General features: G+C 58.5%; 13 protein-coding genes and 4 tRNA genes. 9 read left to right on the top strand and 8 right to left on the bottom strand.

The genetic code is table 11. The annotated features are described in order from the left end of the window. The first annotated feature begins 90 nt into the window (after positions 1-90). The 7 genes from gmk to ACTG2G_RS11280 all read left to right on the top strand — a co-directional run bounded on the left by gmk (position 91) and on the right by ACTG2G_RS11280 (position 6,699). Positions 91-717 carry a guanylate kinase gene (gmk, locus tag ACTG2G_RS11310; protein ID WP_429204895.1) on the top strand — a complete coding sequence of 209 codons (627 nt, stop codon included), beginning with the start codon at positions 91-93 and terminating at the stop codon, positions 715-717. 77 nt (positions 718-794) lie between these two features. Then, positions 795-1,070 carry a DNA-directed RNA polymerase subunit omega gene (rpoZ, locus tag ACTG2G_RS11305; protein ID WP_005307060.1) on the top strand — a complete coding sequence of 92 codons (276 nt, stop codon included), beginning with the start codon at positions 795-797 and terminating at the stop codon, positions 1,068-1,070. A gap of 131 nt (positions 1,071-1,201) precedes the next feature. Next, positions 1,202-3,319 carry a bifunctional GTP diphosphokinase/guanosine-3',5'-bis pyrophosphate 3'-pyrophosphohydrolase gene (spoT, locus tag ACTG2G_RS11300; RefSeq protein WP_005339255.1) on the top strand — a complete coding sequence of 706 codons (2,118 nt, stop codon included), beginning with the start codon at positions 1,202-1,204 and terminating at the stop codon, positions 3,317-3,319. A gap of 44 nt (positions 3,320-3,363) precedes the next feature. Beyond that, positions 3,364-4,095, top strand: coding sequence for a tRNA (guanosine(18)-2'-O)-methyltransferase TrmH (gene trmH, locus ACTG2G_RS11295; protein WP_021230464.1), 732 nt, complete (start codon positions 3,364-3,366; stop codon positions 4,093-4,095). Continuing rightward, the gene (locus tag ACTG2G_RS11290; protein ID WP_064334995.1) at positions 4,095-4,754 is read left to right on the top strand and encodes a CatB-related O-acetyltransferase; all 660 of its coding nucleotides are present in this window, start codon (positions 4,095-4,097) and stop codon (positions 4,752-4,754) included. Before trmH ends, ACTG2G_RS11290 begins: the two co-directional genes overlap by 1 nt. Beyond that, a complete protein-coding gene (locus ACTG2G_RS11285) occupies positions 4,754-5,794 on the top strand; it encodes an alpha/beta fold hydrolase (protein ID WP_429204892.1) in 1,041 nt (346 codons plus the stop codon). The genes ACTG2G_RS11290 and ACTG2G_RS11285 overlap by 1 nt, the downstream gene beginning before the upstream one ends. A gap of 89 nt (positions 5,795-5,883) precedes the next feature. Then, entirely contained in the window at positions 5,884-6,699 is an 816-nt protein-coding gene (locus ACTG2G_RS11280) for a Cof-type HAD-IIB family hydrolase (protein ID WP_005339262.1), read from the top strand. Between the two features lie 75 nt (positions 6,700-6,774). Here ACTG2G_RS11280 and ACTG2G_RS11275 read toward each other — a convergent pair whose 3' ends face one another. Genes ACTG2G_RS11275 through ACTG2G_RS11265 form a run of 3 tightly spaced genes read right to left on the bottom strand, consistent with a single transcriptional unit; the run spans position 6,775 to position 11,895 of the window. Beyond that, positions 6,775-8,247 (bottom strand): sigma-54-dependent transcriptional regulator, encoded by a 1,473-nt coding sequence (locus tag ACTG2G_RS11275; RefSeq protein ID WP_421387140.1) that lies wholly within the window; start codon positions 8,245-8,247, stop codon positions 6,775-6,777. Beyond that, positions 8,231-10,639: an ATP-binding protein gene (locus tag ACTG2G_RS11270; protein ID WP_421387142.1), complete on the bottom strand. Its 2,409-nt coding sequence runs from the start codon at positions 10,637-10,639 to the stop codon at positions 8,231-8,233. The genes ACTG2G_RS11275 and ACTG2G_RS11270 overlap by 17 nt, the downstream gene beginning before the upstream one ends. Beyond that, entirely contained in the window at positions 10,636-11,895 is a 1,260-nt protein-coding gene (locus ACTG2G_RS11265; protein ID WP_421387144.1) for an ABC transporter substrate-binding protein, read from the bottom strand. Before ACTG2G_RS11265 ends, ACTG2G_RS11270 begins: the two co-directional genes overlap by 4 nt. A gap of 314 nt (positions 11,896-12,209) precedes the next feature. On the opposite strand from ACTG2G_RS11265, the gene ACTG2G_RS11260 reads away from it, so the two are divergent. After that, on the top strand, positions 12,210-13,547 hold the full coding sequence (locus tag ACTG2G_RS11260) for an MFS transporter (RefSeq protein WP_421387145.1): 1,338 nt from the start codon (positions 12,210-12,212) through the stop codon (positions 13,545-13,547). Positions 13,548-13,618: 71 nt separating this feature from the next. After that, a complete protein-coding gene (gene pyk / locus ACTG2G_RS11255; protein WP_421387147.1) occupies positions 13,619-15,097 on the top strand; it encodes a pyruvate kinase in 1,479 nt (492 codons plus the stop codon). 23 nt (positions 15,098-15,120) lie between these two features. On the opposite strand, the gene ACTG2G_RS11250 is transcribed toward pyk, so the two are convergent. The 5 genes from ACTG2G_RS11250 to ACTG2G_RS11230 all read right to left on the bottom strand — a co-directional run bounded on the left by ACTG2G_RS11250 (position 15,121) and on the right by ACTG2G_RS11230 (position 16,277). Further along, positions 15,121-15,636 (bottom strand): ricin-type beta-trefoil lectin domain protein, encoded by a 516-nt coding sequence (locus tag ACTG2G_RS11250; protein ID WP_113740712.1) that lies wholly within the window; start codon positions 15,634-15,636, stop codon positions 15,121-15,123. 178 nt (positions 15,637-15,814) lie between these two features. Beyond that, positions 15,815-15,891, bottom strand: a tRNA-Pro gene (locus ACTG2G_RS11245). A gap of 76 nt (positions 15,892-15,967) precedes the next feature. Further along, a tRNA-Leu gene (locus ACTG2G_RS11240) sits at positions 15,968-16,053 on the bottom strand. A 20-nt stretch (positions 16,054-16,073) separates the two neighbouring features. Beyond that, positions 16,074-16,149: transfer RNA gene (locus tag ACTG2G_RS11235), tRNA-His, on the bottom strand. A 51-nt stretch (positions 16,150-16,200) separates the two neighbouring features. Next, positions 16,201-16,277: transfer RNA gene (locus tag ACTG2G_RS11230), tRNA-Arg, on the bottom strand. Between the last annotated feature and the right edge of the window lie 36 nt (positions 16,278-16,313).

Below are 16,313 nucleotides of genomic sequence, written 5' to 3'. Positions count from 1 at the left end.
CCGCGTTTTGCGTTTGGCTGTCTCCCTTTCGGGCACAAGACGGCGGTCTCTGCTACAACCAAAACAGCGGTTTCGATTAAAGGTAATAATATGGCGCAACAAGGCACTCTCTATATCATCTCTTCTCCGAGCGGCGCGGGTAAATCCAGTCTGCTCAATGCCTTGCTGACCCAACATAACACTGCGGGCAAGATGCAGCTGTCGGTTTCCCACACCACTCGCGCCACCCGCCCGGGCGAAGAGCACGGCGTACACTACCACTTCGTTCAGGTGGAAGAGTTCAAGGCGCTGATCGAGCGTGGTGATTTTCTGGAATGGGCCGAAGTGTTCGGCAACTACTACGGCACCTCCCGCGCCACCATCGAAGCCTGCCTGGCCAAGGGGATCGACGTATTCCTCGATATCGACTGGCAAGGTGCCCGCCAGATCCGCGAGCAGATGCCGACCAAATCCATTTTCATCCTGCCCCCCAGCCGCGAAGAGCTGGAACGCCGCCTGATTGGGCGCGGTCAGGACAGCGCCGAAGTGATTGCCGGCCGGATGGCGAAAGCCATTGCCGAAATGGTGCACTACGACGAGTATGACTATGTCATTATCAATGAAGACTTCGAGCAGGCGCTGTTCCAGCTCAGGTCCATTATTGAGTGCCAACGGTTGGAGATACGTCACCAGCAACAGGCTCAAAAAAACTTGCTGCAACAGCTACTGGCAGAGTAAGCCAAAAACAAGTAAACTTTTGCGTCATTTTTAAACACTGCTTTTCTAAACAGAAAGCCCAAACACTGGAGTCCTGCATGGCACGCGTTACTGTAGAAGATGCTGTAAAACAGGTAGGTAACCGTTTTGACCTGGTGCTGGTCGCCGCGCGCCGCGCTCGTCAAATCGCGGTACAAGGCAAAGATCCCCTGGTCGACGAAGAGAACGACAAGCCGACTGTGATCGCCCTGCGTGAGATCGAGCTGGGTCTGGTGAACAATCAAGTGATGGACACCCAGGACCGCTACGAACAGCAAGAGCAGGAAGCCGCCGAGCTGGCTGCCGTTGCTGCCATCGCCGAAGGCCGCGGTTAAGTTATTCCTCCGGTTGGCACCCTCCCGGGTGCCGACTGTTCATCCCCATTTACAACCGCTCGAAAACCTCGCAAACTCAGGGCTATACCCTCAATTCCACGAATTGCCGTTTCACCGCTGCGGGGACTGTCTTGTATTTATTTGAAAACCTTAAAGAAATAGCCAGTTCCTACCTGCCGCCAGAGCAGGTTGAGAAGCTCAAGCAAGCCTATGTGGTGGCCCGTGATGCCCACCAGGGCCAGATGCGTTCCAGTGGCGAACCCTATATCACCCACCCTGTTGCCGTTGCCCGGATCTTGGGTGACATGCGCCTCGATCATGAAACCCTGATGGCCGCCGTGCTGCACGACGTCATCGAAGACACCTCTGTCACCAAGGCCGATCTGGCCGAACAATTCGGCAACGCGGTTGCAGAACTGGTGGCCGGGGTCTCCAAGCTCGACAAGCTGAAGTTTCGCGATCGCAAAGAGGCGCAGGCCGAGAACTTCCGCAAGATGGTGATGGCGATGACCCAGGATATCCGGGTCATTCTGATCAAGCTGGCCGACCGCACCCACAATATGCGCACCCTGGGCTCCCTGCGCCCTGACAAGCGCCGCCGTATCGCTCGGGAAACCCTCGAAATCTTCGCCCCCATCGCCAACCGCCTCGGTATTCACACCATGAAGAACGAGCTGGAAGAGCTGGGCTTCGAGGCGCTCTATCCCATGCGATCCCGCGTGTTGCGCGAATCGGTGCGCCGCGCCCGTGGCAATCGCCGCGAGATCATCGACTCCATCCAGAGCGAAATCAGCGGTCGCCTGAAAGAGGCGGGGATCGAGCATCAGGTCAGTGGCCGCGAGAAGAATCTGTTCTCCATCTACAACAAGATGGAGAAAAAAGAGCTGCAATTTCATGAGGTAATGGATATCTACGCCTTTCGTGTCAAGGTGAAGGACATAGATACCTGTTACCGGGTGCTGGGGCAGATGCACAGCCTCTACAAACCACGCCCCGGCCGCTTCAAGGATTACATCGCCATCCCCAAGACCAACGGCTACCAGTCGCTGCACACCTCTCTGGTGGGGCCGCACGGGGTACCGGTGGAGGTGCAAATTCGCACCGAGTTCATGGATCAGATGGCCGACAAAGGGGTTGCCGCCCACTGGGCCTACAAGCAGGATGGCGACAGTTCGGGCACCACTGCCCAGATCCGCGCCCAGCGCTGGATGCAGAGCCTGCTGGAATTGCAACAGAGCGCCGGCAGCTCGTTTGAATTTATCGAAGGGGTCAAAACCGACCTCTTCCCCGACGAGATCTACGTGTTCACGCCGGAAGGGCGCATCATGGAGCTGCCCGCTGGCGCCACACCGGTGGACTTCGCCTACACGGTGCACACCGACATCGGCCATGCCTGCGTCGGTTCACGGGTCGACCGCCACCCCTACCCGCTCAGCAGCCCGCTGCACTCGGGTCAGACGGTGGAGATCATCACGGCGCCGGGCGCTCGCCCCAACGCAGCCTGGCTCAACTTCGTGGTGACCACCAAGGCTCGCTCCAAGATCCGCCAGTTCCTCAAGAACCTGCGCACCGAAGAGTCGGTGGTGCTGGGTCGCCGCCTGCTCAACCATGCGCTGGGCGCCAAGAATATCGAAGACATCCCCGAGCCACGCATCAAGCAGGTGCTGGCCGATACCAAGCATGAGAATCTGCAGGGGCTGCTGGCCGATGTCGGCCTCGGCAACGCCATGAGCGTCATGGTGGCGCGCCGCATGCTTGGGGATGAACTACCGCCGGAAGAGCAGCCCAAAACCAGCAGCAAGAAGATGCCGATCAAGGGTGCCGACGGCATGCTGGTCACCTTCGCCAACTGCTGCCGCCCGATCCCGGGAGATGCCATTATCGCCCATATCAGTCCGGGCAAGGGTCTGGTTATCCACCAGGAAGCCTGCCGCAACATCAAGGGCTACAGCAAGGAGCCGGACAAGTACCTGCCGGTGCAGTGGGAAGTGGACAAGGAGCAGGAACAGGAGTTCCGCACCGGCATCAGCATCGAGATCGTCAACCATCAGGGTGCGCTGGCCGAGCTGGCCAACGTGATTGCCGCCACCGGCGCCAATATTCACGCCATCAGCACCGAAGAGAAGGATGGCCGGGTCTATCAGGTCAGCCTGCTCATCACCACCAAGAGCCGCATCCACCTGGCCAACATCATGCGCAAGATCCGCGTCATGCCCAACGTGCTCAAGGTGAGCCGACAGAAGAACTGAACACAGGCGGCGCAAGCCGCCTGCTGCTTTTATAGAGACAAGCCATGACCCCCGAACGCTTCAAGCGCATCACCGACATGCTGGCCCAGCGTCAGCTCGATTTGACCGTCTGCATGGAAGAGGTCCATAAACCTCACAATCTGGCCGCTATCGTGCGTACCGCCGATGCCATCGGCATCCACCGGGTACACGCGGTCTGGCCCAAAACCTGGATCCACAAGCGCAAAGGCACCGCCCGCGGCAGCCAGAACTGGGTGGATGTAAAACTGCACCCGGATATCGGCACAGCCGTTGCCGAGCTGAAAGCCTCCGGCATGCAGATCCTGGCGACCCACCTCTCCGACAGCTCGGTCGATTTTCGCGCCATCGACTACACCAAACCGACCGCCATTCTGGTGGGTCAGGAGAAGCATGGCATCGGTGAGGAGGCGCTGGCGCTGGCCGACCACCATATCGTCATCCCCATGGTGGGCATGGTGCAGTCCCTCAACGTCTCGGTGGCTGCCGCCGCCATCCTCTACGAGGCGCAGCGCCAGCGCGAGCTGGCCGGCTGCTATCAACGCGGCTGCCCGCTCACGCTGGAGGAGCAGAACAGCATCCTGTTCGAGGGGGGTTATCCTATCTATGCCCAGCTCTGCAAAGAGAAAGAGATGCCCTACCCCCAGCTCGGCCCGGCCGGTGAAATTCTGGCGGACGAAGAGTGGTGGCAGCGGATGCAGCTGACCCGCAAAGGGTGGGCGCAGCAGAGCGAGCAGGACGATCCGCAGGAGGAGTGATGGAGAACCCTTTTGGCAGCTGGCTGGAATCGCAAATCATCCGGGATCACCTGACCAACCCGAACATAGAGGCCGGCGACTACAGCTACTACTCCGGCTACTACCACGGCAAGCCGTTCGAGGATCACTGCGTCCGTTACCTGCTCGGCGATGGCTCGACCCGCGACACCTGGGAGAGCGGCCTCTGGGGCGAGGTGGATCGGCTGATCATCGGCAAGTTCTGCTCCATCGGCTCGGGCGCCACCTTCATGCTGGCGGGCAATCAGGGCCACCGGCTGGATTGGGTTTCCACCTTCCCGTTCAATCCCGACACCTTTGGCGAAGGGGCCCGCAGCGGCTTTCTGCGCAAGGGGGACACCCGGATTGGCAACGATGTCTGGATCGGCTCGGAAGCGATGATCATGCCCGGCATCACCATAGGTGATGGCGCCGTCATCGCCACCCGCGCCGTGGTGACCAAAGATGTGGCCCCTTACACCATAGTCGGCGGCAACCCGGCCCAACCGATCCGCCGCCGTTTCAGCGATGAGCAGATCCTCATGCTGCAAGAGATGCAGTGGTGGGACTGGCCACTGCCTCGCTTGCAAGCCTGCATGGCGCTGCTCTGCTCGGGGGATATCGCCGCCCTTTATCACCATTGGCAACAGGAGTGTGCCTGATGAAACCCCTCTCTCTTTCCCTGTTGGCCCTGACCCTGTTTTCTGCCGGAGCCCTTGCCGTGACCAATACCTATCAGCTCACCAGCGAAGCCGATGTACCCAGCCTCTACCAGCAAACCCTGCCCGACTTCTGGCGCCAGCATGCGGTTGAAGGAGAGTTTAAGGGCAAGAATGGCGTCACCATCCGCTATGTCGCGCTACGGCAAGCCAAGGTTGATCGCGCCATCCTGATCGTCAATGGCAGGGTCGAGAGCTACCTCAAGTATCAGGAGCTGGCGTGGGATCTCTGGCGTCAGGGCTACAGCCTCTATCTCATCGACCATCGCGGTCAGGGGATGTCCGACCGGATGCTGGATGATCCACAGAAGGGATATGTCGACCAGTTCGACGATTATGTGGTCGATCTAAAGCAGTTTCACGACCAGATAATCATGGCGGACCAGCCTGCCAAGCTGTTCCTGCTGGCCCACTCCATGGGCGGAGCCATCTCGGCCCGCTATCTGGAACGCTGGCCCGATGATATCAAGGCGGCCGTGCTCTCCTCCCCCATGCTGGGCATCAATCTCGGCGGTCTGCCCAAGTGGCTGGCCAAGGGATTGGCGAGCACCATAGGCACGGTCGGCGGCTGGATTGGCGAGCCTCCCTACGGCCCCGGTCAGGGCGCCTATCAGGATCACGGCTTTGCCGATAACGAACTGACTCACAGCCAGCCCCGCTATCAAGCGTTCCGCCAACTCTACGAGCAGCACCCGCAGATCAAGCTGGGTGGCGCCACCGCCCACTGGATTTATCAGGGGATCACAGGTGCCGATGCCGCCATCGCCGATGCGGGCGCCATCAAAACCCCGCTGCTGGTGCTGCAGGCTGGCAACGACAGCGTGGTGGACAATGCCGCGCAGGATCGCTTCTGCACCATTGCCAAGTGCGAAGGGGGCAAACCACTGCGCATCGAGGGTGCCTGGCACGAGCTGTTTATCGAATCCGATGACAAGCGCCAGCCCGCCCTGACCGCGACGGTCGACTTTTTCGCCCGCTTCTGAGCTGGCTATTTTTTGTAACCCTAAATAAATGGGGTGACAGTGCGGGCTAAGGTAAACTGCCCCTGTTTTCAATCGATGCCGAGGTAATGATGTTCAAGGTAGTTGTATCCGATCTCGATGGCACTCTGCTCAACAAGCAGCACCAGATCTCTCCCCGTACCCGGGATACCCTGCACCGCCTGGTAGAACAAGGTGTGAAATTCGTGGTCGCCACCGGCCGTCATCACGTTGACGTTCGCAGCTTCCGCGATGCGCTGGGGATGGACATCTACCTTATTACTTCCAATGGCGCCGTGGTCCATGACAAACAGGATCAGCTGATTTTCAACCAGCCGCTGCCGACCGAGATCGCCGCAGAACTGATTGCGCTGGAGCGCGACCCCTCTATCCACCTCAATGTCTATCAGGGTGATGACTGGGTGGTGGAAGAGGAGCTGCCCTGGCTGCTGCAGTTCCACGACGAGTCAGGGTTCACCTACCGTCTGGTCGATGACCTGAAGCAGGAACCGAAAGAGCAGATCAACAAGGTGTTCTACATCGGCGACCACGAGAAGCTGCTGAAAATCGAGGCACACCTCAACCAGCGCTATGGCGATCAGCTCAACGTCACCTTCTCCCTGCCGGACTGTCTCGAAGTGATGCACGCCGGGGTGCATAAGGGCAATGCGGTGCGTGCCGTGCTGGAGCAGAACGGGTTCGATATGTCCGAGGCGATCGCCTTCGGGGATGGCATGAACGACTTCGAGATGTTGACCATGGTGGGACGCGGTATCGTGATGGGCAACGCCCATGACCGCCTGAAAATGGCGCTGCCGGAGTATGAGCAGACCCTCACCTCCGACGAAGATGGCGTCGCCGTCTATCTGGAGAAGCTGTTCGAGCTGGAGAGCGTCAGCGCCGCCTGAGTTCAGGCCAGAAGCAGATCAACATGGATACCCGGTGTGGTATCCATGGCTGTCACTGTGCCGAAGTTGGCGTGCTCACCGCTTGAAACGGTAATCACAGGCCGTGCAGCAATATTCCCGTGAAATCTGCCGATCGATGGAACGGCCAAGCAACAGACCCAGCCCGCCTCCGGTCGCCCCGCCCAGCAAGGCGCCACCCACAGCGCCGGCGATAGCGCCGACTGGCGTGCCAAGACTGCCCAAAGAGGCCCCCCAACCGGCTCCCAGCTTGGCAAAGGTCGCGGCACAAGCGTAGCCACCCGCAGCACCACATCCCATGGCACAGGCCCTGCCGACCCGTTCATCCTCAACCTTGTCCACCGCCTCGGTCACCCGGCCAGAAAAGAGGAACAGGGTGTCCTCAATCACCCGCCGTTCAAACTCGTCGACCAGATCGTCCAGCGGCTCCTTGGCATTCGCGCCGGGGATGGCCCGCTCAGAGCCCGCCAGCTTGATGATCCCGACCGCATAGAGTTCGGCCACGTTTCTCAACTCGCGAATATTGCCGGGCCACTGGTGGCGCTTGAGAGTCTCCAGATAGGCGCGATCCACTGCTGACACCGTCTTGCCTATCCGCTTGCACCCTTCTCGCAAAAAATGGCGAAAAAGGGGAATGATGTCGCAGCTTCGCTCAACCAGCCTCGGCAGTTTGAGTCTCACCTGGGAAAGAAAGTAGTAGAGCTGGGGCATCAGTAGTTGTTGCTCAACCAGCGTCTCGGGAGACTCCTCAAACAGGGCGATGGTACGCAGTAACTTCTCTCCCCGCCGCTCCTGCTCCAGCAGATGGTTGCCCAGCCAGCGCTGGCACTCTGCCGTCAGCCTTGCCGGTGATTGCAGCACCAGCGTCCCCTGTTCCGCCTTGACCAGGCTGGCCTGGATCTCGCTCAGGGAGCTCGCTGACGTACAATCATGAAGGTGGAATGGATGCGCCTTGCGCGCACTTATCTTGTGCAGCAACTGCGCCAGCGTGTAGCGGCCGGAACCCGGCGCCCCTTCCAGCATCAGATCCTTGTCGGTCTGCGCCAACTGGTTGATCTGCTGGCGGATCGCGACCAGTTGCGGACTGGTGCCGATCAGCTCATCCTCAACCGCCGCCCGGATCTCGCTACGCTGGACCATGATCGCGCTGCGTTGTGCACAGGCCCGCTCCAGCAGATCGAGCAACGACTGGGGATTAAGCGGTTTTTCCAGAAAATCGAAGGCCCCCAGCTTGACTGCCCGCACCGCCAAAGGGATATCGCCGTGCCCAGTGATCATGATGACCGGCAGATCGCCATCGATCTCCAGCACCCGGTCCAGCAGCTCCATGCCGTTCATGGCGGGCATATAGATATCGGACACGACCACCCCCGGCCATTGCTGTGACAACAATGCCAACGCCTCATGGGGAGAGGTGGTTGCCCTGGGTTGGTAGCCGGATAGGCGCAACAGGTGGCAATAGGACTCCAACACGTCCTCATCGTCGTCCACCAGCAACACATTGGCCTGACGATTATGGGGTAACAGCATCGCTTTTCATCTCCTTCGGTGGCTCACGCCCCCCGGCAAATTCCACTATAACCATGGCCCCCCTCTCCAGCGTGGAGCCCAGCAAGATATCCGCCCCGCAGCGCGCCAGCAGGGAGCGACAGATGGTCAATCCCAGCCCCAATCCCACCTCTTTGGAGGTAGTAAAGGGGGTAAAAAGTTTGGGCAGGATGGCCTCCCCAAATCCGGGTCCACTGTCGGCAATCCCGATCCGCAGCGACCCGCCCTCCTGTGCGAGACACAGCAGACGGATCTGGCGCAGATCCCGTCCGGCGATGGCATCCATCCCGTTGACCAGCAGATTGACCAATACCTGTTCAACCAGCACGGGATCAGCCTCAATCCACAGCCCATCCGGCAGCTCGTTGTGCAACTGGCAGCTATCGCGCTTCGCACGGGTTTCTAGCAGCAACAGCGCCTGATCGGCCAACTCTTTCGGATCGAGCCGGATGCGGGTATCGGGGGTGGGCGATTTACGGGCAAAATTGCGCAAGGCGGTAATGATGCGATGCATGCGCTGGCTCAGTTTCTCGATCTTGCCAAGATCGATGCCCAGAGAGTGGTAGTGACCGGCATCCAGCGCCGCACGGCTGGTGTAGAGGTAGGTCATCATGGCTGACAGCGGCTGATTGAGTTCGTGGGCCAGACTGGTCATCGCCTGCCCCACCACGGCCATTTTGGCCGCCTGAATAAGCTCATCCTGCGCCTGCAGCAAGTTATGTTCTGCCTGTTGCCGCTGCACCACCTCTGCGGCAAGCAGCCGGTTGTTCTCTGTCAGCTCCCGGGTACGCTCAGCCACAAGCGACCCCAACTCTCGGGCCGTTATCTCCTGCCGGGTCACATCCGTGATGGTGATAATGAACCTGTGTCCACGCCCCTGCTCGAACCGGCGCAGGTTGAAGTGCAGGAAGCGGGGCTGACTGTCAGCACCGGTGGCAATGGTGCACTCACTGTAGCCCAGCGTGAGCAGTTGCTGCCCAGGCTCGAACTGGGCAGCCAGCATGGCCTTGGCATCATCGGGGAATACCTGCCACAGAGGTTGTTCCGGTTTGATCACTGTCTGCTGAAACAGGGTCAAGGCACTGGGGTTGACCGACTCTATGGTGCCATCGGGATGACAGGTAATTAAGCAGGCCTGGGTGTTATTGATGAGGTTAAGGGCATTGGCCTTCTCCATTTGCTGCATCTGCTGACAGAAGTGGCGCAGGCTCTCCCCCAGCAGACCGATCTCGTCCCGGCCTTGCGTTCTGACCACCGCATCCATCTGACCTTCCGCAACCCGGGCAAGATCCTGCCCCAGGGTATCGAGTCGGCCAATCAACCTGCGCCCAATCAGCACCACCAGCACGAAAATGCTGAGCAAGACGGACAGTCCGAGCACCACCAGGATCACCAGCTTGCCCGTTGCTACCATTTGGCTACTGTTGCGACCGAGCGCACTCAGGGAGCGGTTCGCCTCGGTCACGATCAGAGAGACCCGCTGATGGTAGCGAGAGACAGCGCTATCAAGCTGTGGCCGTAGTGCTGTTAGCTGTTGGTGGGTTTGCGCATCGGCTTGCAACAACAAGTAAAGGTGTCCGTTCGGTTTAACCAGCGTCACGATATCCTGCAGGATCTGGCGATAGCTTACGGTCGAAGGATACTCGGCCAGGCGGGAGATCAGTTCATCCATCTCGTCGATCTTGTAGCCGATAAACAGAAATGCACTCTCCAGATCCTGCTGATTGCGCTGGGCAATCACCTCGTTGACCAGCGCCAGCAGCTCATTCTCCTTGAACGTAAGGTCTTGCAAGGCAGAGAACTCCTTGATGACGGAGCCGAACTCCCCCATGTCATTCGGGCTGCCAACCATACCGGTGAGATGCCACTCTACCTCTTGCAACAGCGGCGCCACATCGTCCACCAAATCCTGATGCAGCCAGTTAATTCGCTTCTGTAACTGTTGCAACGACTCAAGATGATCGATCTGGCGCTTGAGGTAAGTACCATGATTTTCCACTAGCAAGTTCAGTTCGGCGAACGCCTGCTGCTGTGAGCGCTCATCCTCACTGCCCCGAGGATATGCGTTGCGGATATCAAGCAGGGTGCTGGAGACCGCCGCAGAAAGCTGGCTGTATTTCACCGGATCCCGGTTATCACGCAACTGTGCCAATAGCAGCAACAGACGGGAGCTGGCCCGCTCCAGCTGATAGGCGCTGCCGATGGCCGGCAGGCTCTCTTCAACAATCTGATTTACCTGCTGCCCCAGCCGCCCCCACACCATGTAAGCCGCCATCCCCATGACACAGGTCAGGACCGTAATGGAAACAAACGCGAGAATAAGACGGCGCCCCAGACTTCTCGGCAAGCGCAACAAGCGACCCCAGCCCATCATGGCTTGACCGCCTGATCGACCAGCAGGCGAGCCTCGCCAAGACGAGATTCCATAGCCTGGCGCCACTGGTGCATCACCTTCTCGGTTTGCGGATTGCTCTGATCTCGTTCATACAGTCCGTCAAACTGCGCCAGCAGGGCCGGGTCACTAGCCTCCAGCTCACTCAAAGGGGGAGTACTGGCCTTGGCTCTTGCCTGTTCCAGCAGGCGTTCACGGGCAGGATCACCACGGGTATCCGCGCCGTTGATCTCCTGCCAGGTGAGCTTCAACCGCGGTAACTGCTGGGTAATGGTCTGCTCGAACAACGCCTTGAGCAGACCGGCGCGCCGGTACAGCAGATCTTTGTCGGTGACATATTTGGCCTCGCTGGCAAGGCGTGGTTGATTCAGCGTCACCTTGGCCATACCAGGGGTGGCAATAATGGCCTGCCCCTTGGCGGATAACAGATACTTGATGAAGCGGGCCGCATTGGCCGGATGTTCGCTGCTGCGAGCAACGCCAAGATAGGTAGGCAGGATCACTGCATCAGGCAGGATATTGAAGCCAACGTGACCGAAACGAGCCTGACTGTTGCGGGCATAGCTGTCGATCACCAGACCGGCACCGGCCAGACCACGAGTCACCCCGTCGCTAACCCCGAAACTGCGGGCCGTAATGGCCGACAGATTGCTGCCGAGCCTCATCAGGAGTGCCCATCCCTGCTCCCAGCCATACTGCTGCAAGACACTCTCCACCATCATATGGGTCGTACCTGACTGGGAAGGGGAGCTCATCATCACATGCCCCATGAACTGTGGCGAAGCCAGCTGCTGCCAGGTAGTCGGTACCGGCAGGTGGTACTTGTCCAGATAGCGGCGGTTATACATGATGCCGCTGCCCGAGTATCCAACCACGGCCACCTTGTTGCCCAGCCCCAACATATGGGGAGTCAGCCAATCGGGAGGCTCTGTTTCAGCCGATAAACCGGCCAGCAAACCAGCCTGATCCAGCGTGTGAAAAAAAGTCGGGGATGAAGACATGATGATGTCGACCCCGGGAGCATCATCTGCCGTCAGCAGCCTCAAGGCGGGAAGAGTCCGGCGATAGATGACCTCAACGCGGATCGCCGGATATTGCCGGGAGAACCCCTCGATCACCGCCTTGACCGGTGCCTCCGAAAAGGAGGTCAATACCGTCAGGGTCGAGGCATGGAGAGGGGTCAAAGGCAGCAGGATCGCGACCAGCAAAAACGGGAGCTGTCGGCAAAATATGGGCATGGTCTCTCTGTCGGCTCGCTGGCAATTATCGGATTATGTGCGGCACATCCAATATTCAACACAAGGGGTAAAAATCATTTCATCAGGGGTGAGCCAGTTTTGACTCACCTCCCTGTTACAGGAGCCTATTGTTATTCATCGCTCGTTACCGGGACAGTCAAAAGAAGTCATTTTCGCCCCATGAAACCCACACGATTGAGTCAAGTTTGACTCATTTCGGCCATTTTGCCGCCCCGTTTTCTCCTTTCATATGATGGCTCTAGCTAACAGAGCTTCCTCTGAAACCTTGCTGCCCAACATACACGGAGAACAATATGTTCAACTTTTTCAAAACGCGAGCAGACCTTCCGGTCATGGATGCCTCGCCCGATAAAATCCGCTCGATTTACCGCAAGTACCAATGGCAGGTGTTCCTCGGTCTGGTACTCGGCTACGCCATGTTCTACGTCGTCCGAATGAGTTTGAACGTGGTCAAGAAACCCATGCTGGACGCCGGCATAGTGACGCTGGAAGAGCTGGGGATCATTGGCTCCGCCTTCCTGTTTACCTATGCCGTAGGCAAGTTCTCGAACGGCTTCCTATCCGACTACGCCAACATTGGCCGCTTCATGTCGGTTTCGCTCGGTCTCTCCTCCATCTGTACCATCCTGATGGGCATGAATACCGCAACCTTCTTCCTGGTGCTGATGTGGGGTCTGAATGGCTGGTTCCAATCGGTCGGTTCCGCACCATCCTGCGTCTCCATCTTCCAGTGGTTCTCCCCCAAACAGCGGGGCTCCGTTTATTCCATCTGGGGCGGCTCTCGCAACATCGGTGAAGGCATCTCCTGGATCCTGACCGCCAGTATCGTCAGCTTCTTCGGCTGGAAAGCGGGCTTTATCGGTGCCGGTCTTACCTCTCTGGCTGCCGCGCTGTGCATGTATCTGGTGCTGAAAGATCGCCCGCAGACCTATGCCCTGCCAGAACCCGCCGTTGCCTTTGGCGAACAAGCAGAGATCACCAAGAAGGTCGAGCCAGCCGAGATCCGTCGCGCCCAGCTGTTTGTGCTTAAACAGCCGACCGTATGGCTGATCGCGGCAGCCTGTGCCTGCATGTACATGTCTCGCTACGCCATGAGCTCCTGGGCCGTGCTCTATCTGCAAGAGCAGAAAGGGTACAACCTGATCGATGCGGGTTTTGCCATGTCTGCCTACCCCATCGCCGGTTTCCTCGGCGCCATTCTAGCGGGCATCATCTCCGACAAAATCTTCAACGCCAACCGTCACATCCCGACCCTGCTCTACGGGTTGGCCAACATTGCCGGTATGTGCCTGATGTTCTGGGGCCCGCAGAGCCGCATGATGGATGCCGTTGCGCTGGCGCTGATCGGTTATGCCATAGGGGGACTGGTCGTGTTCCTGGCGGGCCTGACAGCCTGTGACCTGATGCCAAAAACCGCCGTAGGCGCAGTAAAGGGCTTTATCGGCCTCTGCTCCTACATCGCAGCCTCCTGTCAGGAGCTGGTCTCCGCCGCCCTGATCAAAACCAGCGTGATCGATGGTGTCACTCACTATGACTTCAGCAGTGCACAGTATTTCTGGCTCGGCGCATCCGTGGTCTCCATGCTGCTCGCCTTGACGGTATGGAACGCCAAAAAAGTGGTCGAATATTGATCTTGCAACAGACAAGTGGTGGTCAATTGACCACCATTTTTCATTGCCAAATCCGAGAAGGGATGTTTCCGATGCGTAAAACCAAAATCATTGCCACTCTGGGCCCTGCGAGCTCAACGGCCGACATGGTGGAAAAACTGATGGAGGCTGGCGCCAATGTGTTTCGCCTGAACTTCTCCCATGGCAGCGGTGAGCAACATATTGCCACCGCCAGCCTGATCCGCACGACCGCCGCCCGGCTGGGGCTCCATATCGGGATACTGGCCGACCTGCAAGGCCCAAAAATCCGTATTGCCCGCTTTGCCACAGGGATCATTACCCTGACCCCTGGCGCCTCTTTTATCCTTGATGCGGCTCCAGGTGACCAACCGGGCGATCAGGATCGCGTCGGCCTCGACTACCCGGAGCTGATCAACGACGTACGCAGCGGCAACATCCTGCTGCTGGATGATGGCCGGATCCAGCTTGAGGTCCTGCATATCGAAAGAAGCAGCATCTTCACCCGGGTGCAGATCGGTGGCTCCCTCTCCGACCGCAAGGGGATAAATGTACTGGGTGAAGGGCTCAGCGCCCCGGCACTCACCGACAAGGACAGAGCCGATATTCTTATTGCCAGCCAGATCGAGGCCGACTTTATCGCCGTCTCCTTCCCTCGTTGTGCTGCCGACCTTGCTGAGGCCAGAACGCTGATCCGGGCCGCAGGCAGCCATGCTGCCATCGTCGCCAAGGTAGAACGAGCGGAAGTGGTGGCCTCGGTCGAGGCGATGGACGAGGTTATTCGCGCCGCAGACATCGTCATGGTGGCACGTGGAGATCTGGGGGTAGAGATTGGCGATGCCAGACTGCCTGGCGTACAAAAGAAGCTGATCAAACGTTGTCATCAGCTCGGCCGACCGGTCATCACGGCCACCCAGATGATGGAGTCCATGATCAGCAGCCCCATGCCAACCCGAGCCGAGGTGCTGGATATCGCAAATGCGGTGATAGACGGCACGGATGCTGTCATGTTGTCAGCCGAATCAGCGGCAGGTCTCTATCCAGTCGAGGCAGTGGAAGCCATGGCTCGCATCGCACACGGAGCAGAACGTGAAATAGACCCGATTCAACCACGCTGGCAGAAAGCGTCCCCTAACAGCGATCAATCCAGCCACTGCATGGCGCTGGCAGCAATGACGGCTGCGTTCAGTCACGATCAATCCTGTGGTATCGCGGTGCTGACCTCACAGGGAGATGCAGTCACCGCTATCTCTCGCAGCAACCTGAACAATCCAATCTGGGCACTGTCCAACAAACCCATGTTACTCAACCAGATGACGATTCTGCGCGGTGTCACCCCCCTCTTTTATGAAGAGGAGGTGGAAGATGAGAGAGACTCACGGCAGCTGATAGCAACGCTGGAGCAAGCCAACCAACTACAGGGCATTCAATCTCTGCTGATCAACCGGCTCGATTCGCTCGAGGGGGCGGGTAGTGAGGATGTCTGCCGCCTGATCCCGCTCGGCAGCAAGCACCGCGACGCTCCGCCCAGTCGGAGTGCATCTTTCCTCTAACGCCGAATAGAGACAGCAAAGCCTCACCATGTGAGGCTTTGTTTTTTCAGGGTCTCCAGCCAGGGATTGGGCCGCTGCCAGCTGAAGCTCTGGTTCGCCCCGCCGTAGCATTCAGCCAGCCGCAGCGGCGTGCCGGGGGTATGGCGTCGCCCGGCCACATCGAGGCAGCGAGAGACCTTGCTGTTGAACAGCTTATCTTTCTGCCACTCCCACTGCGCCTGACCGTCACAGGGTGCCAGCATCAACTCGCTGTCGTTTTTGGCTTGCAAACAGAGATCCTGCAGGCGCAACTCACCCAGATCCCACTCGAATAGTTGATCGTCTTTTCCGCTGCAAGGTTGTGCCAACACCTTCTGTTGGGACACCGCAACGCAAAAATCACCGCTGGTCAGCAAGGGGGAGAGAGAACGCTCCTCCTGCGGTTGTGATGCAATGGAGCCCATCATCACATCGGTGGATGGCGGCTTGATGGTACAGCCACCCAGCAGCAAGGCAGCCAGCAGGGCGGGAGAGCAAGCAAAGGAAATTTTGTTATTCATGGAAAATGCCTGAAATGGGCCGATGACATCCGGTTGTCAGTGACTCGAGGCTGAAGCATAACCGAAAGGCAGGGCGCGCTGCCCAAATAGAGTGTAAACAGACGTAACAGGGAGAGAGTACTGGCCCAGCGGAGGCCAGAAAGCAAAAAACCCCGCCGAAGCGAGGTTTTTCTAAATGTGGTCGGTGATAAAGGATTCGAACCTTTGACCCTCTGGTCCCAAACCAGATGCGCTACCGGACTGCGCTAATCACCGAGGCTATTTCTTTCAAAATAGTTTACTTCAAAAAAACAAAGACGACCTGATGGTCATCCTCGTCATACAGCAAGTATGGTGCGAAGAGAGGGACTCGAACCCTCACACCCGGGGGGCACTAACACCTGAAGCTAGCGCGTCTACCAATTCCGCCACCTTCGCGTACCTGACAAGCTGTAAAATGGGGTGGCTGATGGGGCTCGAACCCACGACAACCGGAATCACAATCCGGGACTCTACCAACTGAGCTACAGCCACCACAGCTGCTTTTGTTCCACAACAACGCCCGTTTAACCGACGCACTTTTGATGGTGCGCCCGACAGGATTCGAACCTGTGACCTCTGCCTCCGGAGGGCAGCGCTCTATCCAGCTGAGCTACGGGCGCTACGCTGTCGAACGGGGCGCATTATTAATTATGGTT

Source organism: Aeromonas sp. 55A (assembly GCF_051919665.1).
Taxonomy (GTDB): Bacteria; Pseudomonadota; Gammaproteobacteria; order Enterobacterales; family Aeromonadaceae; genus Aeromonas; species Aeromonas veronii.
This window is presented reverse-complemented; position numbering and strand designations above follow the sequence as displayed.

Excerpts from the sequence above, each read along its gene's own strand:
- gmk (WP_429204895.1), top strand. The coding sequence starts at position 91 with ATGGCGCAACAAGGCACTCTCTATATCATCTCTTCTCCGAGCGGCGCG.
- rpoZ (WP_005307060.1), top strand. The coding sequence starts at position 795 with ATGGCACGCGTTACTGTAGAAGATGCTGTAAAACAGGTAGGTAACCGT.
- trmH (WP_021230464.1), top strand. The coding sequence starts at position 3,364 with ATGACCCCCGAACGCTTCAAGCGCATCACCGACATGCTGGCCCAGCGT.
- ACTG2G_RS11290 (WP_064334995.1), top strand. The coding sequence starts at position 4,095 with ATGGAGAACCCTTTTGGCAGCTGGCTGGAATCGCAAATCATCCGGGAT.
- ACTG2G_RS11285 (WP_429204892.1), top strand. The coding sequence starts at position 4,754 with ATGAAACCCCTCTCTCTTTCCCTGTTGGCCCTGACCCTGTTTTCTGCC.
- ACTG2G_RS11280 (WP_005339262.1), top strand. The coding sequence starts at position 5,884 with ATGTTCAAGGTAGTTGTATCCGATCTCGATGGCACTCTGCTCAACAAG.
- ACTG2G_RS11275 (WP_421387140.1), bottom strand. The coding sequence starts at position 8,247 with ATGCTGTTACCCCATAATCGTCAGGCCAATGTGTTGCTGGTGGACGAC.
- ACTG2G_RS11270 (WP_421387142.1), bottom strand. The coding sequence starts at position 10,639 with ATGATGGGCTGGGGTCGCTTGTTGCGCTTGCCGAGAAGTCTGGGGCGC.
- ACTG2G_RS11265 (WP_421387144.1), bottom strand. The coding sequence starts at position 11,895 with ATGCCCATATTTTGCCGACAGCTCCCGTTTTTGCTGGTCGCGATCCTG.
- ACTG2G_RS11260 (WP_421387145.1), top strand. The coding sequence starts at position 12,210 with ATGTTCAACTTTTTCAAAACGCGAGCAGACCTTCCGGTCATGGATGCC.
- pyk (WP_421387147.1), top strand. The coding sequence starts at position 13,619 with ATGCGTAAAACCAAAATCATTGCCACTCTGGGCCCTGCGAGCTCAACG.
- ACTG2G_RS11250 (WP_113740712.1), bottom strand. The coding sequence starts at position 15,636 with ATGAATAACAAAATTTCCTTTGCTTGCTCTCCCGCCCTGCTGGCTGCC.